Annotated in this window: 20 protein-coding genes and 1 riboswitch; of the genes, 5 read left to right on the top strand and 15 right to left on the bottom strand. The window is 68.5% G+C overall.

Annotated features, from left to right (window positions below; genetic code table 11):
* Positions 1 to 13: 13 nt before the first annotated feature.
* Entirely contained in the window at positions 14 to 637 is a 624-nt protein-coding gene (locus FB600_RS20220) for a septal ring lytic transglycosylase RlpA family protein (protein ID WP_105819196.1), read from the bottom strand.
* Positions 638 to 1,308: 671 nt separating this feature from the next.
* On the opposite strand from FB600_RS20220, the gene FB600_RS20215 reads away from it, so the two are divergent.
* The 3 genes from FB600_RS20215 (at position 1,309) to FB600_RS20205 (ending at position 3,190) form a co-directional block, all read left to right on the top strand.
* Positions 1,309 to 1,956 carry an MBL fold metallo-hydrolase gene (locus FB600_RS20215; RefSeq protein WP_098181390.1) on the top strand — a complete coding sequence of 216 codons (648 nt, stop codon included), beginning with the start codon at positions 1,309 to 1,311 and terminating at the stop codon, positions 1,954 to 1,956.
* Complete coding sequence (locus FB600_RS20210) at positions 1,953 to 2,579, top strand: exonuclease (protein WP_036048561.1); 627 nt, start codon at positions 1,953 to 1,955, stop codon at positions 2,577 to 2,579. The genes FB600_RS20215 and FB600_RS20210 overlap by 4 nt, the downstream gene beginning before the upstream one ends.
* A gap of 152 nt (positions 2,580 to 2,731) precedes the next feature.
* A complete protein-coding gene (locus tag FB600_RS20205) occupies positions 2,732 to 3,190 on the top strand; it encodes an Lrp/AsnC family transcriptional regulator (RefSeq protein ID WP_025101386.1) in 459 nt (152 codons plus the stop codon).
* A 45-nt stretch (positions 3,191 to 3,235) separates the two neighbouring features.
* Here FB600_RS20205 and FB600_RS20200 read toward each other — a convergent pair whose 3' ends face one another.
* The 3 genes from FB600_RS20200 to FB600_RS20190 form a co-directional block, all read right to left on the bottom strand.
* Positions 3,236 to 4,429, bottom strand: coding sequence for a cation diffusion facilitator family transporter (locus FB600_RS20200; protein ID WP_096749894.1), 1,194 nt, complete (start codon positions 4,427 to 4,429; stop codon positions 3,236 to 3,238).
* Between the two features lie 258 nt (positions 4,430 to 4,687).
* Complete coding sequence (locus FB600_RS20195) at positions 4,688 to 4,981, bottom strand: H-NS histone family protein (protein WP_025101388.1); 294 nt, start codon at positions 4,979 to 4,981, stop codon at positions 4,688 to 4,690.
* A 386-nt stretch (positions 4,982 to 5,367) separates the two neighbouring features.
* Positions 5,368 to 6,105: a HugZ family protein gene (locus tag FB600_RS20190; protein WP_096749895.1), complete on the bottom strand. Its 738-nt coding sequence runs from the start codon at positions 6,103 to 6,105 to the stop codon at positions 5,368 to 5,370.
* A 189-nt stretch (positions 6,106 to 6,294) separates the two neighbouring features.
* Between FB600_RS20190 and FB600_RS20185 the strand changes: the two genes are divergently transcribed.
* On the top strand, positions 6,295 to 7,500 hold the full coding sequence (locus FB600_RS20185) for an MFS transporter (protein ID WP_096749896.1): 1,206 nt from the start codon (positions 6,295 to 6,297) through the stop codon (positions 7,498 to 7,500).
* 87 nt (positions 7,501 to 7,587) lie between these two features.
* Here FB600_RS20185 and FB600_RS20180 read toward each other — a convergent pair whose 3' ends face one another.
* The 3 genes from FB600_RS20180 to FB600_RS20175 all read right to left on the bottom strand — a co-directional run bounded on the left by FB600_RS20180 (position 7,588) and on the right by FB600_RS20175 (position 10,251).
* Entirely contained in the window at positions 7,588 to 8,730 is a 1,143-nt protein-coding gene (locus FB600_RS20180) for a branched-chain amino acid ABC transporter substrate-binding protein (protein WP_036038260.1), read from the bottom strand.
* A gap of 286 nt (positions 8,731 to 9,016) precedes the next feature.
* A complete protein-coding gene (locus FB600_RS37285; protein ID WP_186188426.1) occupies positions 9,017 to 9,154 on the bottom strand; it encodes a hypothetical protein in 138 nt (45 codons plus the stop codon).
* Positions 9,151 to 10,251 (bottom strand): NAD(P)H-dependent flavin oxidoreductase, encoded by a 1,101-nt coding sequence (locus FB600_RS20175; protein ID WP_145757241.1) that lies wholly within the window; start codon positions 10,249 to 10,251, stop codon positions 9,151 to 9,153. Before FB600_RS20175 ends, FB600_RS37285 begins: the two co-directional genes overlap by 4 nt.
* Positions 10,252 to 10,532: 281 nt before the next feature.
* Here FB600_RS20175 and FB600_RS20170 point away from each other — a divergent pair, with 281 nt between their 5' ends.
* Positions 10,533 to 11,225, top strand: a complete 693-nt coding sequence (locus tag FB600_RS20170) for a dienelactone hydrolase family protein (RefSeq protein WP_036048569.1) — start codon at positions 10,533 to 10,535, stop codon at positions 11,223 to 11,225.
* Positions 11,226 to 11,350: 125 nt separating this feature from the next.
* Here the strand turns inward: FB600_RS20170 and metF are convergent, their stop codons facing one another.
* The 8 genes from metF to flhB all read right to left on the bottom strand — a co-directional run bounded on the left by metF (position 11,351) and on the right by flhB (position 21,120).
* Entirely contained in the window at positions 11,351 to 12,187 is an 837-nt protein-coding gene (gene metF, locus FB600_RS20165) for a methylenetetrahydrofolate reductase [NAD(P)H] (RefSeq protein WP_013696294.1), read from the bottom strand.
* A 19-nt stretch (positions 12,188 to 12,206) separates the two neighbouring features.
* A complete protein-coding gene (locus FB600_RS20160; RefSeq protein WP_013696293.1) occupies positions 12,207 to 12,560 on the bottom strand; it encodes a phage holin family protein in 354 nt (117 codons plus the stop codon).
* Between the two features lie 153 nt (positions 12,561 to 12,713).
* On the bottom strand, positions 12,714 to 14,132 hold the full coding sequence (gene ahcY, locus FB600_RS20155; RefSeq protein ID WP_096749898.1) for an adenosylhomocysteinase: 1,419 nt from the start codon (positions 14,130 to 14,132) through the stop codon (positions 12,714 to 12,716).
* A 79-nt stretch (positions 14,133 to 14,211) separates the two neighbouring features.
* Positions 14,212 to 14,299, bottom strand: a riboswitch (S-adenosyl-L-homocysteine riboswitch).
* Positions 14,300 to 14,442: 143 nt separating this feature from the next.
* Positions 14,443 to 15,207: an RNA polymerase sigma factor FliA gene (locus FB600_RS20150; RefSeq protein WP_036038254.1), complete on the bottom strand. Its 765-nt coding sequence runs from the start codon at positions 15,205 to 15,207 to the stop codon at positions 14,443 to 14,445.
* A 25-nt stretch (positions 15,208 to 15,232) separates the two neighbouring features.
* Positions 15,233 to 16,045, bottom strand: coding sequence for an AAA family ATPase (locus FB600_RS20145; protein WP_098181395.1), 813 nt, complete (start codon positions 16,043 to 16,045; stop codon positions 15,233 to 15,235).
* Entirely contained in the window at positions 16,038 to 17,810 is a 1,773-nt protein-coding gene (gene flhF, locus FB600_RS20140) for a flagellar biosynthesis protein FlhF (RefSeq protein WP_145757242.1), read from the bottom strand. Before flhF ends, FB600_RS20145 begins: the two co-directional genes overlap by 8 nt.
* The gene (gene flhA, locus FB600_RS20135) at positions 17,807 to 19,909 is read right to left on the bottom strand and encodes a flagellar biosynthesis protein FlhA (protein WP_098154652.1); all 2,103 of its coding nucleotides are present in this window, start codon (positions 19,907 to 19,909) and stop codon (positions 17,807 to 17,809) included. Before flhA ends, flhF begins: the two co-directional genes overlap by 4 nt.
* Positions 19,906 to 21,120 (bottom strand): flagellar biosynthesis protein FlhB, encoded by a 1,215-nt coding sequence (gene flhB, locus FB600_RS20130; protein WP_186024948.1) that lies wholly within the window; start codon positions 21,118 to 21,120, stop codon positions 19,906 to 19,908. Before flhB ends, flhA begins: the two co-directional genes overlap by 4 nt.
* Positions 21,121 to 21,222 lie beyond the last annotated feature (102 nt).

Below are 21,222 nucleotides of genomic sequence, written 5' to 3'. Positions count from 1 at the left end.
GCGCCAATGAAGCTCAGTGCGTCTGCGAAGCCGAGGCGACCATCTCGTCGCGCGCGACCTTCGCCTGCTCGGGCGACAGCCCGACGATCTTGACGCTGCCGGTGCCCGCATGGACCAGGCCGATGATCTTGGCCGCCGCATACGAGAGATCGAGCACGCGGCCGCGCTTGAACGGGCCGCGGTCGTTGATCTTCACCACCACCGACTTGCCGTTGCTCTGGTTGATCACCTTCACGTAGGACGACAGCGGCAGGGTGCGATGCGCGGCGGTCAGCTCGTTCATGTCGAAGCGTTCGCCGTTGGCGGTACGCCGGCCATGGAAGGCGCGGCCGTACCACGAGGCCTTGCCGCTCTGGCGGAAATCGGACACGTCGGCCGCGTCGATCGGCTTCGCATCGGCCAGCGAGGCGCGCTTGGCGTCCTGCGAGTCGGTGGTCGGCATGGTCGCCAGCGCCGAGTCGAACTGCTTGCCATCGCCATCGTCGGCGGCGTTCGCGGCGGACGTGCGCAGCGCGTCCCTGGCCGGATCGGACTGGTTGGCCGCCTGGTCGTTGGCGGCATTGGGCGGCATCGCGCATCCGGTGAGCGCGGCCATCATCACTACTGGGCCGAGTTGCCTCGGCAATCGAAATTTCATCGACGTGTCGCCTATGGGTGCGGGCCGCGGTTGCTGAAAATGCGGCCCGGACGGATATGCGCGCACGCATCCGCTCTTTGCGAGCAGATGGCTTGCACTGGTGCGGCTGTCGTACTTGCCGCGACCGTCCTGATTAGCTTTCACGTCTGGCGCAACCTGTCCCCGGCAGCCTGACCAGACCCCAAATGTCGCCATCGAACCGGCTGACCGGTTCGCGCGCCCTGCCGATCGGCGGGACGCAGGAACGGCGACATAGGCCTCATCCGGCATGCGACAGCATGGCCGCGGCGGGTGCGCGTGGCGCCCGGCCGGACAAGACGTGAGTACCGATGAATCGGCACTGGATGCGCCGCCGGTAGGCCGGCGGCTAGTGCATTGACGGCGTGTCGGCCCGCTTTTGCGGTGCCTTTGCGCCTGCTAGAACGCGTGGTGGAACCACGCACAATGGGCCGCATTATACAGAAATGAAAATGGTGTCTCGCAAAACGGCCTGTCCCCTTGATTGATTCTCCCTATGATGCAATCTCGGGTACGGTCGCTGCGGGGCGCCCGGCGGGCGTGGCGGCGGCCCCGCGCGGCGGCCGTCCGGCCGGCTCGCCCCGAGGCACGCGCGGGCGGACGAGCCAGTACAATCGAGCCTTTACTCCCAGCCGAGCCGCCTCCCCGCCGCCATGAAAGTCACGCTGATACCCGTCACCCCGTTCCAGCAGAATTGTTCGCTGATCGTCTGCGAACAGACGGGGCGCGCCGCCGTCGTCGATCCGGGCGGCGATCTCGAGCTGATCCGCGGCGAGGTCGAGCGGCAGCAGGCCAAGGTCGAGAAGGTGCTGATCACGCACGGCCACCTCGACCACTGCGCCGGCGCCAAGGCCTTGGCCGAGCACTACGGCGTGCCGATCGAGGGGCCGCACGAGGAGGAACGCTTCTGGATCGACCAGTTGCCGGCGCAGAGCCAGCGCTTCGGCTTCGGCGGCACGGCCGAGGCCTTCGAGCCGGCGCGCTGGCTCGGCGACGGCGACACCGTCACGGTCGGCGAGGAAACGTTGGAGGTCTATCACTGCCCGGGCCACACGCCGGGCCACGTGGTGTTCTTCAGCCGCGAGCACCGGCTGGCGATCGTCGGCGATGTGCTGTTCGCGGGCTCGATCGGCCGCACCGACTTCCCGCGCGGCAACCACGAGGACCTGCTGCGCTCGATCCGCGAGAAACTCTGGCCGCTCGGCGACGACGTCACCTTCGTGCCGGGCCACGGCCCGGTGTCGACCTTCGGCGACGAGCGCGAGAGCAATCCCTTCGTGGCGGACCGGAGGTTCGGATGAGCGGCGAGATCTACGTCAGCACCGACGTCGAGGCCGACGGCCCGATCCCCGGCCCGCACTCGATGCTCAGCTTCGCCTCGGCCGCCTATACCGAGGACAAGCAACTGATCGCGACCTTCTCGGCCAACCTGGAGACGCTGCCCGGCGCGGCCGCGCACCCGGTGCAGGAAGCCTGGTGGAAGACCCAGCCCGAGGCCTGGGCGGCCTGCCGCCAGGACCTGCAGGCGCCCGAGGCGGCGCTGGTGGCCTACGTGGACTGGGTCGAGGCGCTGCCCGGCAAGCCGGTGTTCGTGGCGATGCCGGCCGGCTTCGATTTCACCTTCATGTTCTGGTACATGATGCGTTTCGCGGGACGCTGCCCGTTCTCGTGGTCCGCGCTCGACATCAAGACGCTGGCCTTCGCGCTGACCGGCCTGCCCTACCGCAAGGCGATCAAGCCGCGCTTCCCGAAGCACTGGTTCGACGATCATCCGCACACGCATGTCGCGCTCGACGACGCGATCGAGCAGGGCGCGCTGTTCTGCAACATGCTGGCCGAGCTGCGCCAGCGGCAAGCCGCCTTCGAGGCGGCAGGCGGCCGCGCAGCGGCGTCCGGCGACGCCGCTGCGGCAGGAGCAAGCTGACGCGCCGGTCAGGTCGCGCGGCACGAGACAGCAGAAAATTCCCGCGCCGCCTGCCACGCCTAGCGAATCCGCCTCATTTAGCCGGCATCATTGCAGGACTTTTTCCGCACCTCTAACATGTGGGCGTTCCAGCCGCCCTCCCGGAGATGCCGGTGATACTCGATTCCTTCTCGCAAAAGATCCTGCGCCTGCTGCAGCTCGACGCGCGCCGCTCGGTGCAGGAGATCTCCGACCAGGTCGGCCTGTCGAGCACGCCCTGCTGGCGGCGCATCAAGGACATGGAGCAATCGGGCGTGATCCAGCGCTACACCGCGCTGCTCGATCGCGAGAAGCTCGGCCTGCACGTCTGCGCGCTGGCCCACGTGCACCTGACGCGCCACAACGAGGGCGGCGTCGAGCAGTTCGAGCGCGAGATCGCGACCTGCCCCGAGGTGACCGAGTGCTACAGCACCACCGGCGAGGCCGACTACATCCTCAAGATCGTGGCGCCCGACATCAAGGCCTATGACGTGTTCCTGCACGAGCGGATCTTCAAGATCCCGGCTGTCTCGCAAGTGAGGACCAGCGTGGTGCTGCGCGAAATCAAGTTCGACACGCAACTGCCGCTGTGAGGCGACCGGCGGCGGCCATCGGCGCCGGCGCCGCTTTCACGGCGCTCACGCCGCCGGCGGCCGCTCCATCCCGGTCGCCCCGCCCGACTCTGCCGCTTCGCCGGGCGCCGCCCACTCGATACCGACGCGCTTCACCCCCAGCCGCTCCCGCAACGCGGCCGCATCGACCGCCTGCCCCGGCGCCGATCCCGGCGCGGCCAGCGTGATATCGACCTCGAGCCCGCCGCTCAGGTAGTGCAGCCGCACGGCCGCCGCGCGCAGGCCGAGTTCGGCCAGCGCCGCGTCGAGCCTGGCCACGATCTCGTCGCGCGGCGGCAGCGCCAGCGCGCAACGGCGCCAGAGCGCGTCGTGCTCGGGATCGACATGGATCAGCGCATCCACCACGCGCGGGTCCTCGAGCACGCGGGCGCGCGCCGTTTCCGCGATGAAGTGCCCTTCCGAGACCGAGATCATCGGATCGACCAGGATGTGCGCGTCGACCACCGCGGCATCGCCCATCTTGCGGGTGCGCAGCTCGTGCACCTCGCGCACGCCGGGCGTGGCGGCCAGCCGCGCGCGGATTTCGTCGGCCGCGCGCGCGTCGAGCGCGCGATCGGACAGGTCCTGCAGGGCGTTCCAGCCGAAACTCCAGCCCATGCGCGCGACCATGAAGCCGACGATCGCGGCCGCGATCGGATCCAGCAGCTTGATCCCCACCAGGCTGCCGACGATGCCGATCGCCACCACCAGCGAGGAAGCCGCGTCGGAGCGCGCATGCCAGGCGTTCGCCACCAGCAGGGCCGAGCGCACGCGGCGCGCCTCGCGCAGCATGTAGCGGAACAGCGCCTCCTTCGAGATCACCACCAGCACCGCCACCGGCAGCGCGATCGCGTGCACCGCCGGGATCGCGTCGAGGTCGACCAGCCGGTCGCCGGCGCGCCACAACATGCCGATCCCGACCGTGATCAGGATCGCGCCGAGCAGCAGCGAAGCGACCGTTTCGTATCGGCTATGGCCGTAATTGTGATCGGTATCCGGCTGCGCGCCACTATGCCGATTGGCAATCAATACGATGAAATCGGAAACCAGATCGGATAAGGAATGGACGCCATCGGCAATCAATGCCTGCGAATGCGCAATAGAGCCGATAGCCATCTGTAATGTGGCCAGCACCACATTCAGTGCAATGCTCACACCCGTGGTCTTGCGCGCCACGGCATGTTTTTCGTGATCGGGAACGTCGACGGTAAATGTGGACATGGATTACCGCTGGAAGCCGCAATTCTGAGATTCTATCAAGGCAGCCGGCCGGCCCCTTGGCGATGCCTGAAAAAACACGGCAAATCAGGTGCTTATGGATGAGGCCGGGCGACCATGGCGGCAACGAGACCGATTAGGCTCGGCGCGATACGGCCCCGGTTGTCTAGATAACTAAACAAAAGGCCACCCATCTCGCCGACGAGATGAATGGCCTTCATTTTTCCGGGAGACGGCTCGGGTTTAAGCCGCCTTCGGGATTCAGATCGCGAATTGCTCGCGATTCTTGCCGGCAATCCAGCGCGGCGGCTTGCCGCGACCCGACCACGTCGCGCCCGATTCCGGATCGCGGTACTTCGCGGCGACACCGGCGCGGGCACGGCCGGCCTTGGCCGCCTTGGCACCCTTCAGACCGAGTTCGGCCAGCGAGAAGCCGTAATCGGAGATCTTCTGTTTCACGTCGTTGAGGACCGCGGCATATTCACTCGCCTTGGCTTCCTCGATTTGCTTCTCCAGCTTTTCCCGCTGTGCGAGAAGGTCCTTGTAAGAAGACATATATTCCCTTTTCTCTGACTAAACGGAACCGGTCTGTGCCGGCTGAACCATTTTCACGTAACGATGCCTCGGATTATGGAGGCAGAGATTAGCACAAAAAACAATCTGGGGAATCGTCCGCAACGCAAATAAATGTTCCGGATTGTGATTAATCATCAAGGAATCTGAAGCTTGAACGGCAATTCAATTACCGCTTAAATGATTGACGCAATCGATTAGGCACAATTTGTTCATATATTCATGCTCTCAGGATGCGCAACGGCCGGCATCCCGGACATTTGAAAGTTTTCATCCTGCGACAACTTCGACCCGATTTCGGACAAATCCTAATGCACCGAAAAAGTGCAAGTATTCGATCGACGATATCGGAAAGCCGATCGCATTGTCTATCGACGCAGCCCGAAATTCGTCGAAATCTCGCGCAAGGCCGACTCCAGCGCCGTGAAGTCATGCGCCGCTTCGCCGAAATTCGTCCGTCGCAACTGTCCCGCGATTCGCCAATCCGCGCCGAAACGATCGACGCCGAGCAGGCCAATCGCCTCGTGATTGCCACCGGGATATGACGCCCACAGCGCCTGTTCCTCCTCGAAGGACAGTGGCGGCAGCGCATCGAGCTCCGCCGACTCGACCCAGCCCATGCGGCCGAAACCGCCGATGAAGCGCAGGCGTTCGATCTCGAGCACGCGCAGGCTGAAATCGCCGAGCGCGAGATACCGGGCCGCATCGGGGTGGTAACGCTGGTAGCGGGCGGCGAGATGGGCATCATCCCCGGCCGCCGTGAAGCGGCCGAGCAGGGTCATGCGCTGCGCCTCGAGCACCGCCGCGGCCGGTGCCGCCACGTCGTTCGTCGCCTCGTGCGCCGAAGTATCGGCCGGCGCGAGCGGCGCGGTCGCCACCGGCGGCGCCTCGTCGGCGACCAGGAAACCCGCGCGCGGATCGGCATCGAGATTGCGCGTGTGCTCGGCCAGCGCGCTGACCAGGATCACCGGCCGGTGCCGCGCATCGGTCGCGTACGGCACCGCGCTCGGATAGGGAAAACCGGCCGGCTCGCGCGCATGCGTCGCCAGCGTGGCGACCTGCCGGCGGTGCAGCAGGTGAATCGGCAATTCGGCAGGGATGTGCAAGGCAGGCTCCTTCCTGGCTCCGGGGGACGCCCGGCCGAGAGCGCCGGGCACGACGCTCCGTTAGAATCGGGCGCTTGCGCGCATTGTCGCCCAGGCCCGCCGGCCGCGGGCGCCGCGCGCCTCCGATTCCAAACCGATCCGCGCGAGCGGCGGGTTCGTCCCGCCGCGCCGCGCGTTGCCGAGCTCACCGTGTCCGACCATTCCCCCCAGTTGCCGCCGCTGCCCGCCGCCCACCGCGACCTGTCTTCGGGCGATCGCCGGCGCGCGCGCCTGGCGACCATGGCCCTGTTCTTCATCGCCGGCATGATGTATGCGTCCTGGGGCGTGCACGTGCCCACCGTGCGCGACCGCTTCGCGCTGAGCCCGGCCCTGCTCTCGCTGGCCCTGCTGGCGGTGGCGATCGGCTCGATCGTGGCGATGACCACCAATGCGAAATGGATCGCCCGGGTCGGCACGCGCACCGCCTGCCTGGCCGGCGGCATCGGCATGTCGGTGTTCGGCGCGCTGATCCTGGTGGCACCGAGCTACGCGCTGCTGATCGTGGTGCTGATGCTGTTCGGCTTCAGCATGGCCACCCTCGACGTGGCGATGAACGCCGAGGCCAGCGCGGTCGAGATCGCCTTCGGCCGGCCGATCATCTCGATGCTGCACGGCATGTTCAGCATCGGCGGCCTGGCCGGCGCCGCGCTCGGCGGCATCGCGCTGTCGGCCGGCATGGCGCCGAGCCTGCACCTCGCGCTGGCCTCGCTGCTGTGCGCGGTGATCCTGGCGATCGCCTGCCCGGCCGTGCTGCCGCATGTGCCGCACGCCGAGTCCGGGCACGGCCGCTCGGGCAACCGCTGGCGCTCGCCGACGCTGTGGATGCTCGGCGCGATCGCGCTGGTCTCGCTGATCGCCGAAGGCGCGATGTACGACTGGGCCACCGTCTACATGCGCGACGTGGTGGCCGCCTCGCCGGCCTTCGCGAGCGCCGCCTACGCGGCCTTCTCGGGCGGCATGGCCGCCGGCCGCTTCGCCGGCGACTTCGTGCGCGCCCGCTTCGGCGCGCCGCAACTGGTGTTCGCCAGCGCCAGCTTCGCCTGCGTGGGGATGCTCGGCGCGCTGCTGCTGCCCGAGCCGGTGCCGGCCCTGGTCGGCTTCACGATGATGGGCCTGGGCCTGGCCAACATGATGCCGCTGCTGTTCGCGGCGGCCGCGCGGGTGGCCGGCATCTCGCCGGCCGAGGGCCTCGCGCACGTGGCGGGCCTCGCCTACTTCGGGCTGATGTTCGGGCCGGTGGTGATCGGCGCGGTCGCGCAGGCCGCGGGGCTGCCGGTCGGGCTCGGCATCGTCGCGCTGTGCGCGGCGATCGTCGCCGTCGCGGCGCCCAAGGTGATGCTGCGGCTGAAGGTCTGAACCGTTCCGGGCCGCCCTGGCGGCGGCGCCAAAAGAAAAGGCGCCCGTCTCTCGACGGGCGCCCTTTACCCCCTCTGCGGCCGCAGCTTACATCTGAACCTGGTCAAGGAAGGTCTTCTTGCCGCCCTTGTAGTCGTACAGCGAGATCACGCCGTGCTTCAGGTCACCCTTCGAATCGAACACGGTCTCGCCGATCACGCCCTTGTAGTCGGTGCTCGGCATTTGCGCCAGGATCTTGGCCGGATCGACCGAGTTCGCGCGCTTCATCGCATCGACGATGATGTACACGGCGTCATAGGTGAACGGCGAGTAGATCTGGATCGGCTGGCCGAAACGCTTCTGGTACTTGGCCTGGAATTCCGAGCCGCCCGGCATCTTCTCGAGGGCCGCGCCGGCCTGCGAGCAGATCACGTTCGACGAGGCATCGCCCGCCAGGTCCGACAGCTGCTCGGTACACACGCCGTCGCCGGCCAGCACCTTGGCGCGCAGGCCGAGCTGCTTGGCCTGCTTGGCGAACGGGCCGCCGGTGGCGTCCATGCCGCCGTACATGATCGCGTCCGGGTTTTCGCCCTTGATCTTGGTCAGGATCGCGCGGAAGTCGACCGCCTTGTCGTTGGTCGCGTCGTGCGAGAGCACCTTCAGGCCGAGCGCCTTGGCCTTCTTCTCGAACTCGTTGGCCAGGCCCTGGCCATAAGCGGTCGAATCGTCGACCACCGCCACCGACTTGAAGCCCTTCGACTGCGCGTAGTTGGCCAGTGCCGGGCCTTGCTGCGCATCGGTCGCGACCACGCGGTAGGCGGTCTTGAAGCCTTGCTGCGTGTAGGCCGGGTTGGTGGCCGACGGCGAGATCTGGACGATGCCGGCATCGCTGTAGATCTTCGAGGCCGGGATCGTGGTACCCGAGTTCAGGTGGCCCACCACGGCGACGACCTTGTCGTCGACCAGCTTCTGGGCAACCTGGGTGGCGGTACGCGGGTCGGCCGCGTCGTCCTGGGCATCGAGCTGGAGCGTGATCTTCTGGCCGCCGATCGTCAGGCCCTTCGCGTTGATTTCCTCGACCGCGAGACGGGCACCGTTTTCATTGTCCTTGCCGAGGTGGGCGATACCGCCCGTCAACGGCGCGACGTGGCCGATCTTCACGACCTGGTCGGCCGATGCGTTCGTCGCGAACGCCGCAAACACCATCACCGCCGCGCTGATCGGCAACAGCTTTTGCATCTTGATATTCATGGAAGTCTCCAGTTTCGATCCAAAAAATGCCATCGCCGGTTCCCCGCTCCATCCCCGGTGTCTTCCACCACTGGAGTTTCGCCGGCCGCATCTGTCATGCACGTGGCTGCAAGCACCCGAGGCATCCGCTTGTAGCGGGCGTCTCGTCGTACTTGCGCGCAAGTGTAGGTGATCAAATTAATTTGTGGGATCTTTTTGGAATAGTGGGAGCACTACCGATGTCGCGGCCATGCGACAGCCTGTATGGGATTACGGAAACCCTTGGTGGGTAAGGGTTTCCGCTAATTCATTCTGGATGACGAAGGGTTGTTTTATTCACGGGATTAATGGCCGGATGATGTTGTGGATCAATGACTTCGGCCGAAAACAATTCACTGCCGCGCAGCACCGGGCCAGCCCGCGCAATGATGCTGGCGGGGCTCAAGGCAGCTTCGCTAAGCGCGCGAGCGCTTCGCGCCATTCGTCGTCGAGCACCTCGACCAGCGCCGCCGCGGGCAGGCCCTGGCCGCGCCGCCGACCCAGCGGGCCGCCCTGGCCCGACCACAGCGACAGGTAATCCGCATCGCCCGCGCGGCCGGCCGCCTGCCGCAATTCCTGGGTCAGCGCGTTCTGCACCGGATACGGCGCAATCGTTTCCGCCTGCGCGGACAGCGTCGAAATCATCGCATTGCGGATGCCGCGCGCATGACGGCCCGAGATCGCGTCGGTGACGACCGTCGCGGTGTCGCCGGCACTGGCCAGCTGCTCGCGCCACGGCTGCGAGATCCCGCTTTCCGCGCAGGCCAGGAAGGCCGTGCCCAGTTGAGCGGCCTGCGCGCCCAGGGCGATCGCCGCGGCGATGCCGCGTCCGTCCATGATGCCGCCCGCGGCCAGCACCGGCAGCCCGGTCGCGTCGATCAACTGCGGCACCAGCGCCATGGTGCCGATCAGCGCGTCCTCGGCGCGACCGATGAAGGTACCGCGATGGCCGCCCGCCTCCGCACCCTGCGCGCAGATCGCGTCGGCGCCGGCATCGCGCCAGGCGATGCCCTCGGCCACGTGGGTGGCCGTGCCGATCACGTAGCAGCCGGCCGCGTGCAGGCGCTGCACCTGGGCCGCGCCCAACACGCCGAAGGTGAAGCTCGCGATCGGCACGCGCGCGGCGACCAGCACCTCGAGTTGGGCCTCGGCATCGGGCGCGTAGCGCGCCAGCGGCGCGCCGGGAGCCAGGCCGAAGCGCGCGCGCAACGGATCGATCGCCGCCAGCGCGCGACGCACCGTGGCCTCGTCGGGACGCGCCTCGTCGAGCACGAACAGGTTCACCGCGAAGGCGCGCGCAGTGGCCGCGCGGATCGTCTCGATCTCGGCGGCGAGCCGCTCGGGCGCGAGGCCGGCGCCGCCGAGGCTGCCGAGCGCGCCGGCGTTCGAGACCGCGGCCACCATCGCGGCGGGGCTCGCGCCCAGCATCGGCGCCTGCACCAGCGGCAGGCGCAGGCCGAAACGTTCGGCGAAGGAAACGGCGGACGGCGAGGCAGGGGACATGGCGGGGCTCCGGGGAAGGCGCGGCCGGGGCACGCGAGGCGCGCGGGATCGATGGGTTCGACTTCGACTCTAGCGAAGCCGGAACGCGCCGGATAATGAAACCTCGTGATCGCTGCTATCCGGAAAAGTGAGAGCAGGATGCCCGCGCGGCGCGGCCGCATCGCGCCCAAACCTACAAGCGCCTGACGCACTGCAGCGAAGCGCGAACGATGGCACACTGACGCCGCCCTTTTCACCGTGGCCGCGCCATTGTCGCGCGCGCCCGCCATCTGGAGAACAGCATGAGTTCGCAATGGATCGACATCCCCGCCGGCCAGGAATCATTTGGCGGCTACCTCGCACTGCCCAAGGGCGGCAAGGGCCCGGCCGTGGTCATCATTCAGGAGATCTTCGGCGTGAACGGCCATATCCGCTCGGTCGCCGACCAGTACGCGGCCGACGGCTACGTGGCGCTCGCGCCGGACGTGTTCTGGCGCACCCAGCCGCGTGTCGAGCTCGGTTATGAAGGCGCCGACCGTGACAAGGGCATCGAACTGCTGCAGAAGACCGACGTGCACCAGGCCGCGGCCGACATCGCCGCGGCGGCCGCCGCGCTGCGCGCGCGTCCCGAGGTCGAGGGCAAGGTGGCCGGGATCGGCTACTGCTTCGGCGGCCGGCTCGCCTACCTGGCGGCCGCCTCCGGCGCATTCGACGTGGCGGTGGCCTATTACGGCGGCGGCATCCAGAACCACCTGGACGTGGCCAACCACATCACCCAGCCGATCCTGTTCCACTATGCCGGGCTCGATCACGGCATCACGCCCGAGCACGTCGAGCAGGTGAAGGCCGCCTTCGCGGGCCGCCCGAACGCCGCCGTGCATCTCTACCCCGAGGCCGACCACGGCTTCAACTGCAACGTGCGCGCCTCCTACGACCAGCGCGCCGCCGCGCTCGCGCACGGCCGCACCCTGCAGTTCCTCGCCGAGAACCTGTAAGCGGGCAGCCCTGCCTCCCGTCATGCTTCGACGGGGCGCGGACGAAAAAAAACGGACCGGAAACGGTCCGTTTTTCGTTTGCCGGCAGCCCGGGCAACGAGCCGCCCGCCGCCCGCCGCCCGCGTTCAGCCCGACAGCCCGAGCCGTTCGCAGACCACGCGCGTGGGCGTGGCCAGGTTGAGCGTGTAGAAATGCAGCCCCGGCACGCCCTGCTTGATCAGCCGGTCGCACATCGCGGTGATCACGTCGGCGCCGAAGGCGCGGATCGATTCGCGATCGTCGCCGAAGCTCTCCAGCCGGCGCGCGATCCAGCGCGGCACTTCGGCCCCGCACATCTCGGAGAAGCGCATCAGCTGCGAGTAGTTCGTGATCGGCATGATGCCGGGCACGATCGGCACCTCGACGCCGAGCCGCGCGGCATCGTCGACGAAACGGAAATACGCGTCCGCGTTGAAGAAGTACTGCGTGATCGCCGAGTTCGCGCCGGCCTTCACCTTGTCGGCGAAGTGCTGGAGGTCCTGCTTCGGCGAACGCGACTGCGGATGGTATTCCGGGTAGGCGGCCACTTCCAGGTGGAACCAGTCGCCGTGCTCGGCGCGGATGAAACGCACCAGGTCGCAGGCGTAGCGCAGCTCGCCGACCTCGCCCATGCCCGAGGGCAGGTCGCCGCGCAGCGCCACGATCTGGCGGATGCCGTGCGAGCGGTACTGGTCCAGGATCGCGCGCAGGTTGTCCTTCGACGAGCCGATGCACGACAGGTGCGGGGCGGCCGACAGGCCGTCCTTCTGCATGTCGAGCACGGTGTCGAGCGTGCCTTGCTGCGTCGAGCCGCCGGCGCCGAAGGTCACGGAGACGAACTTCGGCTTGAGCGGCAACAGTTGCGCGCGCGTGGCACGCAGCTTGTCGGCGCCCTCCGCCGTCTTCGGCGGGAAGAATTCCAGGGAGAGTTCGATCGGTTTCATGATTCGGGAGGGATCCCCGTCAGCCCAGGTTGCGCTGGCCGAAGATCAGGGCGGACAGGAGCCACGACACGATGCTGTACAGGATCGACCCGAAGAACGCCGACCAGAATCCCGATACCTCGAAACCCTTGAGCAGCGAGGACGCGAACCAGAAGCAGAGCGCGTTGACCACCAGGATGAACAGGCCGAGCGTGACGATCGTCACCGGCAGGGTCAGCAGGATCAGCACCGGCCGGATGATGGTGTTGATCAGGCCGAGCACCACCGCGATGATGAGCGCCGTCCCGAAGCTCTTGATGTGGATCGAGGGCACCAGGTAGGTGATGATCAGCAGCGCGAGGGCATTGATGATCCAGGTCAGGATGACGGTCATGTGAAGGGCTCCTAATGCAAAAAAACCGGGCCGCTCGACGCGACCCGGTCGGGCCGCGCATGCGGCCGGCGCGATGCGCGGCGCGCCGGCCCCGAAACCGCGAGGGTGCGCGGCGCGCTACGCCCGTGCCCGGCGCGAGGCCGGGGCGCGGGATCAGTAACGGTAGTGGTTCGGCTTGAACGGACCGTCCTGCGACACGCCGATGTACGAGGCCTGCTCGGCCGTCAGCACCGTCAGGTTGGCACCGATGCGGGCCAGGTGCAGGCGCGCGACCTTCTCGTCGAGATGCTTGGGCAGCACGTAGACCTTGTTCTCGTACTGCTCGCCGCGCACGAACAGTTCGATCTGCGCGAGCGTCTGGTTGGCGAACGAGTTCGACATCACGAAGGACGGGTGGCCCGTGGCGCAGCCGAGGTTGACCAGGCGGCCTTCGGCCAGCAGGATCACGCGCTTGCCGTCCGGGAAGATGATGTGGTCGACTTGCGGCTTGATGTTTTCCCACTGGTACTGGCGCGTCGACGCGATGTCGATTTCCGAGTCGAAGTGGCCGATGTTGCAGACGATCGCGTTGTGGCGCATCGCCTTCATGTGGTCGTGGCCGATCACGTGGAAGTTGCCGGTGGCCGTGACGAAGATGTCGGCCTTGTCGGCCGCGTATTCCATCGTCACCACGCGGTAGCCTTCCATCGCCGCCTGCAGCGCGCAGATCGGATCGATTTCGGTGACCCACACGGTCGCGCCCAGGCCGCGCAGCGACTGCGCGCAGCCCTTGCCCACGTCGCCGTAGCCGGCCACCACCGCGATCTTGCCGGCGATCATCACGTCGGTGGCGCGCTTGATGCCGTCCACCAGCGATTCACGGCAGCCGTACAGGTTGTCGAACTTCGACTTGGTGACCGAGTCGTTGACGTTGAAGGCCGGGAACGGCAGGCGGCCGTCCTTTTCCATCTGGTACAGGCGATGCACGCCGGTGGTGGTTTCCTCCGTCACGCCCTTGATGTGCGACAGGCGCTTCGAGTACCACTGCGGATCGATGTCCAGGTGAGCGGCGATCGACTTGTAGAGCGCCACTTCTTCCTCGTTGGTCGGCTTGCCGATCACCGAGCGGTCCTTCTCGGCCTTCGAGCCGAGGATCAGCAGCAGGGTCGCGTCGCCGCCGTCGTCGAGGATCATGTTGGCGAACTCGCCGTTCGGCCATTCGAAGATGCGGTGCGAGTATTCCCAGTATTCGTCGAGCGTCTCGCCCTTGTAGGCGAACACCGGCGTGCCGGCTTCGACGATCGCGGCGGCCGCGTGGTCCTGGGTCGAGAAGATGTTGCACGAGGCCCAGCGCACGTCGGCGCCGAGCGCCTTGAGCGTCTCGATCAGCACGCCCGTCTGGATCGTCATGTGCAGCGAGCCGGCGATGCGCGCGCCCTTGAGCGGCTGCGCTGCCTTGTATTCGTCGCGGATCTGCATCAGGCCGGGCATTTCGGTCTCGGCGATGGTCAGTTCCTTGCGGCCCCAGGCAGCCAGTGCCAGGTCGGCGACGAGGTAGTCCTGCGAGGCTTTCGAGTCGATAACGGCGTTCATCACGCCCTCCTTTCTTGGTCAAAGATTGGTGACGTGAGCGCCGTTCAGAGTGCGGCGGCCCGGGCGGCGCGGCGAGTCGGCAGACCCGGCGCCGGCGGGGCGAATGCCGCGCGGTGAAGATTTCCAAGCCTGGCAGGCCGATGCCTGTCGCAACGCTCCTTGGAAACGAACGGCGATTGTAGCAAAGTGCCGCGAAGAATTCCCGCACGCGCGCCACGGAAATGCGTATCTATTTGAAATCGCCTCGATCGGTCCCGAAATGCCGGGACGGGGACAGGACGCGCCGCGCGCGCTCGCGCGGCGACCGTCCTCAGTGCTCGGCGCCGACCCAGGCCTGTTCGCGCAGGCGCGCGCGCAGCCGCGCCACCGCCTGGCTGTGCAGCTGGCACACGCGCGATTCGCTGACCTCCAGCACCGCGCCGATCTCGCGCAGGTTCAGGCCCCGCTCGTAATAGAGCGACATCAGCAGCTTCTCGCGCTCGGGCAGCCGCTCGATGGCCTCCACCAGCGCGGCGCGCAGGTGGTCGTCGAGCAGCGCGGAAAGCGGGTCGGAATGATCGACGCGATAACGGTCGAGGAAGGGCTCGTCGTCGGCGGAACGATCGAAATCCTCGTAGTAGATCAGCTGGCTGCCGTGCAGGTCCTGCAGCATCGCCTGGTAATCGGGCAGCGGCATGTCCAGGTGCGAGGCGATCTCGCTCTCGTTGGCGGAACGGCCGAGCTGCTGCTCGACGCGATGCACGGCCTGCTCCACCTCGCGCGAGGTCTTGCGCAGGCTGCGCGGCAGCCAGTCGTTGCTGCGCAGCTCGTCGAGCATCGCACCGCGGATGCGCTGCGTGGCATAGGTCTCGAACTGCGCGCCCTGGTCTTCCTTGTAGCGGCTCGCGGCATCGAGCAGGCCGATCATGCCGGCCTGGATCAGGTCGTCGAGGTCGACGCTGGCCGGCATCTTCGCCACCAGCTGCAGCCCCAGGCGACGCACCAGCGGCGCGTACTTGGCGAGCACCTCGGCTTGCCCCATCCCCGCTTCGGCCATCGTCGCGGACGTGGACAGTTTTCCTTGAGCGTTGTACATCGGCTCCCTCCAGAGTGCCCGTGGGTCAGGCGGCGTGCGCCGCGCCCCGTTCGATCGCCGGATGTCCGGCATAGGCCCGAGCGGCCGCGCGCGCCGGGCGCATCGGCCAGTACAGCAGGTCCTGCGCGATCTGCCGGTAGTCGCGCGCGGCGGCCGCCGACGGGAAGGCGTCGACCACCGTGTGCACCAGCTCGCGGGCGCGCGCCACCAGCGGATCGGCGCTCACGTAGCCGCCCTCGTCGAGCGCCACCGCGAGATAGCGGCTCGCCACCCCGGCCAGGTTCTCGTAGGCCGCGCGCGCGTCGGCCGCGCTCTGCACGTGGTTGACCAGCACCCGGAACTGCGCGAGCGCATGCGCGTAGTGCAGCCGCTTCATGCAGGCATAGGCCTCGGTGATCGCCGGGCCCGCCACGCGGGTCACCACCAGCACGTCGTTGGCGGCGCGCGCGAGCGCGGAGAACGCGCCCTCGGCGTCGCGCTGCGCATCGACCAGCACGATGTCGGCCGCGCCCTCCAGGTAGGCGGCAAGGCGGGCATCGTCATAGCCGTCGCGCGCCAGCTCGGCGGCCACGCAGATCGAGAAGCCGGCCGCGTGGCGCACCGTGCTGCCGGTGCGCACCCAGGAGCCGGCCAGCGTGGCGGCGGCCGAATCCACGTCGGAGCGCTCGTCGACCACCAGCACGTCCTTGCCCAGCGCGGCCAGCGCCGCCGCCAGGTTGACCACGGTGGTGGTGCAGCCGACCCCGGCCGGGCCGCCCGTCACCGCGACGATGCGGGTCGCGCGGCCGGCCAGCAGGCGCCGCAGCCCTTCGGCTTGATCGGTGGTGTGCTTATCCAAAGTAGACCTCGTGATGTCCGGCGCCCGGGCGGCCGGCAAGGGCCGACAGCATGCCGGGCAGTTCGTCGTCGTGCGGCACGAAGGGCGAGCCGTCGCGCGGCACGCAGAAGGCGCTCTTGAGCAGGAACTTGCGGGTCGCCACGTAGAGGTTCTCCGGCACCTTCTGCCCGGTCGACACGTAGTGCACCGGCAGTTGGTAGCGGATCACCGTGTCGAGCACGCCGCCGAGGTTGGTGGCCTCGTCGAGCTTGGTCAGGATGCAGCCGGCCAGGTCGGGCTGGCCCGCGCCGCGATAGGCCTGCACCACCTCGTTGAGGGTGTCGCCGTGGCTGGTGGCGTTGAGCAGCAGCAGGCGCTGCACCGGCGTGTCGGCGCCCTGCAGCATGGCGATCTGGTCGGACACGGTGCGGTCGCGCTGGCTCATGCCGATCGTGTCGATCAGCACGATGTGCTTGTTGCGCAGCTCGGAGAGCGCGAGCTGCAGGTCGCCGCCGTCCTTCACCGCGTGCACCGGCACGCCGAGGATGCGGCCGAAGATGCGCAGTTGCTCGTGGCCGCCGATCCGGTAGCTGTCGGTGGTCAGCAGCGCCACCTTGCTGGCGCCGAAGCGCATCACGCAGCGCGCCGCGAGCTTGGCGGTGGTGGTGGTCTTGCCGACCCCGGTGGGGCCCATCAGCGCGAACACGCCGCCGCGCTCCATCAGCGCATCCTCGCTGTCGAGCACCGGCAGGTTGCCGGCCAGCACCGATTCGGCCCAGTCACAGGCGCCGTCGAAGCTGCCCTCGGCCAGCTCGGCCGGCAGGTTGTCGACCACGGTGCGCACCAGCTGGGCCGAGAAGCCGGCCGAGAACAGGCGCTTGGTCAGCGCGCCGTGCAGCGGGCTGCGGCGCTGGCGATCGCCCCATACCAGGCCGGCGAACTGCTCTTCCATCATGCCGCGCATCGCGCTGAGCTCGTTCATCACGGTCTCGTTGACGATGCGCTCGATGCGCGCGTTGATCTCGTCGGCGATCGCGGCGCTGGCGGGATTCGAGAGATTCGCGGCGCGCGCGGCCGGCTTGGCGGCGGCCGGAGCAACCGGCTCCGCCGCGCGGGCCTGCGCGGCGCGGGCGCCGTGAACCGGGCGCGCGGCGCTCGCCTCGGCGCTGCCGCCGGCTTCCGCCGGCAGGCGCGCGGCGACGCTGCGCACGATGTCGCGCGCCCACTCGGGCGTCACACCTTGGTCGCGCGCGGCGGCCGCTTCACGGCTGTCGCGGGCCTCGCGCGGATCGACGGCGGCTTCGGCGCGCGCGGCCGGCGCGACGATCTCGTCGTGGCGGCGCGTCAGGCGCCGGGCATGCTCGACCAGCCAGGGCGCGGGCGTCGAGGCCGGCGGCACGGCCTCGGCGGCCGGCGCGGCGCCCGCCTCGAGCGCTTCGTCATGCGCGTCCCTCGCATTCTCGTCGGCCTCGGCGCTGGCGCCGAACACCGAGGAAAACACGTCGCCGGAAGCATAGGGATTGGGCGGCACCGCCAGGCGCGGCGCGGCTTCGGCCGGCGCGGGGCGGGTCGCGGGCGGCAGCGCGCGTGCCTGCGCGGCCAGCGAGGCGGCGGCCGGCACCTTCGGCGCGAGCGCGGCCAGCTCGGCGTCGGCCAGCGCGACGATCTCGACCGAGCCGTCCTCGAGCGTGCGGTTCGACAGCACCACGGCATCGCCGCCAAGCGCCTCGCGCACCAGACGCAGCGCGTCGCGGCTGGTCGGGCCGGTGAATTTGCGGATGTTCAAGCGTTACCCCCGATGACGTTCGTGACTTTGATCGTGCGTGTTTCCGGCACTTCGGCGTAGGACAGCACTTTCAGTTGCGGCAGGCTGCGGCGCAGGAAGCGCGCGAGCATCGCCCGCAGCGCGTGCTGCACCAGCAGCACCGGCGGCAGGCCCATGTTCTGCTGCCGGAGCATCGCGTCCTGCGTGCCCATCAGCAGCGTCTGCGCGAGCCCCGGCTCGAGGCCGGGATTCGCGCCGGTGGCGAGCGCCTGCGACAGCACCCGCTCGAGATTCGCGTCGAGCCCCATCACCTGCATCTCGCCCGAGCCCGGGTACCACTGCTGGGTGATCGCGCGGCCCAGCGCCAGGCGCACCGCGGCGGTCAGGTCGTAGGGATCGGTGATGCGGCCGGCCTGCTCGGACACCGCCTCGATGATGGTGCGCATGTCGCGGATCGGCACGCCTTCCTCGAGCAGGTTCTGCAGCACGCGCTGCAGGGTGGTCAGCGAGACCGTCTTGGGCACCAGGTCCTCGACCAGCGAGGGTGCGTCGCGCCCGGTGCGCTCCAGCAGCGCCTGCACTTCCTGGCGGCCGAGCAGCTCGGCGGCGTGCTGCACCACCAGGTGGTTGAGGTGGGTGGCCACCACGGTGCTGGCGTCCACCACCGTGTAGCCGTAAACCTGCGCCGTCTCGCGCTGCGACACGTCGATCCACACCGCCGGCAGGCCGAAGGCCGGGTCGCGCGTCTGCGCGCCGGGCAGCGCGGCCGTCACCTGGCCCGGGTTGATCGCCAGCCACTGGCCCGGGAAGGCCTCGCCGGTGCCGACCTCGACGCCCTTCAGGGCGATCCGGTAGCCGTTGGGGCGCAGCTCGAGGTTGTCGCGGATATGGATCACCGGCGGCAGGAAGCCGATTTCCTGCGCGAACTTCTTGCGGATGCCCTTGATGCGCTTGAGCAGTTCGCCGTCGCCGCTGTTGTCGACCAGCGGAATCAGCCGGTAGCCGACCTCCAGGCCCAGCGTGTCGATCAGCGTGACGTCCTCCCAGGTCGCCTCGTGGCTGTCGGCCGGCAGCGCCGCGGGCGGGGCGATCTCGGTGAGGTCGCCGGCCGCGTGCCGGGCCGCCTCGCGGCGGCGCATCACGCGCGCCATCCAGATCGAGCCGCCGCCGAGCAGCAGGAACGCGAAGTGGGGCATGTTGGGGATCAGGCCCATCATCACGATGATGGCGCCGGTGATGGTCAGCACGCGCGGGTTGGTGAACAACTGCCCGGTGATCTGGGTGCCGATGTCCTCGTCGGTGGCCACCCGCGAGACGATCACGCCGGCCGCGGTCGAGATCACCAGCGAGGGGATCTGCGCGACCAGGCCGTCGCCGATGGTCAGCAGCGTGTAGTTCTTGCCGGCCGCGGCGAAGCTCATGTCGTGCTGGACGATGCCGACGATCAGCCCGCCGATCACGTTGATCGCCATGATGATCAGGCCGGCGATCGCGTCGCCGCGCACGAACTTCGAGGCGCCGTCCATCGAGCCGTAGAACTCGGCTTCCTGGGCCACCGCCACGCGCCGCTTGCGGGCCTGCTCCTCGTTGATCAGGCCGGCGTTGAGGTCGGCGTCGATCGCCATCTGCTTGCCCGGCATCGCGTCGAGCGTAAAGCGCGCCGACACTTCGGCGATCCGCCCCGCGCCCTTGGTGATCACCGTGAAGTTGATGATCATCAGGATCACGAACACCACGATGCCGACCGCGAAGTTGCCGCCCACCAGGAAGTGGCCGAAGGCCTCGATCACCTGGCCGGCCGCGTCGGGGCCGGTATGGCCCTCGAGCAGCACCACCCGCGTGGAGGCCACGTTCAGCGACAGCCGCAGCAGGGTGGAGAACAGCAGCACGCTGGGGAAGGCCGCGAAATCGAGCGGCTTCATGGTGTACATGCTGACCAGCAGCACCATCACCGACAGCGCGATATTGAAGGTGAACAGCAGATCCAGCAGCAGCGGAGGCAGCGGCAGGATCATCATGCCGAGGATCATGCAGATCAGGATCGGGCCGGCCAGCGCGCGCAGGTTGGCCACGTCCAGCCGGCCGACGCGCTTGCCGAGCGCTCCGGTGGGCGTGCTCATGCGGCACCTCCGTCACGGCGCGCGGCGCCCTCGCCCAGCACCTCGGCCGCTTCCTCGTCCTCGTCCTGTTCCGAGACGCTCGCGCCCTTGTCCAGCTCGGCCGGCACGTCCAGGTCGGTCGGCTCGGCCGGGAACGCGCCGCCCTCGCTGCGGAAGCGCTTCAACTGATAGACCCAGGCCAGCACCTCGGCCACCGCCGAATACAGCGGGCCCGGGATCTCGCGTTCGAGTTCGACGTTGTGATAGAGCGCGCGCGCCAGCGGCGGCGCCTCCAGGATCGGCACGCGATGCTCCTCGGCCAGCTCGCGGATGCGCGCGGCCACCAGGTTGATGCCCTTGGCCACCACCTTGGGCGCGCGCATCTCGCCGTCGGTGTAGCGCAGCGCCACGGCGAAGTGGGTCGGGTTGGTGACCACCACGTCGGCCTTGGGCACGTTGGCCATCATGCGGCGGCGCGCCATGGCGCGCTGCTGCTGGCGGATCCGGCCCTTCACGTGCGGATCGCCCTCGTTCTCGCGATGCTCGCGCTTGACCTCTTCCTTGGTCATGCGCAGCTTCTTGTTGTATTGCCAGAGCTGGTAGGGCACGTCCATGCCGGCCACCACCAGCATGCCGGCCACCGTCACGCCGCAGCACACCGCCACCAGGTGCAGCGTATCGGCCAGCGCCTGGTGCAGCGGCAGCATCATCAGGCCGAGCAGTTCATCGCGGCTCTTCCAGATCGCGATGCCGCCGATGCCGCCCACCACCACCGTCTTGGCCAGCGCCATGCCGAGCTGGATCAGCCCCTGCAGCGAGAAGATCCGGCCCAGCCCGCTGATCGGGTTGAGGCGGTCGAACTTGAAGCCGATCGCCTTGCCCGACAGCAGCCAGCCGCCCAGCGCGATCGGCGCGGCGAGCGCGGCCAGGCCGGTCAGCGCCAGCACCGGCGCGAGCGCCGAGAGCCCTTCCATGCCGGCGCGGCCGGCGCCGGTGAGCATCGCGTGGGTGTCGAAGGCGGCGGCGCGGTCGAAGCCGAGCGAGCCGCGCAGCATGGTGCGCAGGTGCTCGCCGATCGGGCCCGACAGCATCCACGCCCCGTAGAAGCCGGCCGCCAGCAGCGCGAACGAGGACAGCTCGCGCGAACGCGCGACCTGCCCGTCCTCCCGCGCCTTTTCACGGCGCCGGGGGGTGGCTTCTTCGGTTTTCTCGAGATCGCTGTCCTCTGCCACTGCAGCCTCCACGCGGAAACGGCGGGATGCCATTTCCAGTGCATCGATTATTGATGGACGTGTCGAACGGCGATCGGTCGAGGAAAGCGGGGAAACCGGGGT

This window comes from Burkholderia sp. SJZ089, assembly GCF_007828315.1.
In the GTDB taxonomy this organism is placed as follows: domain Bacteria; phylum Pseudomonadota; class Gammaproteobacteria; order Burkholderiales; family Burkholderiaceae; genus Burkholderia; species Burkholderia gladioli.
The sequence above is the reverse complement of the archived record's forward strand: the minus strand, read 5'-3'. Positions and strand labels throughout refer to the sequence as shown.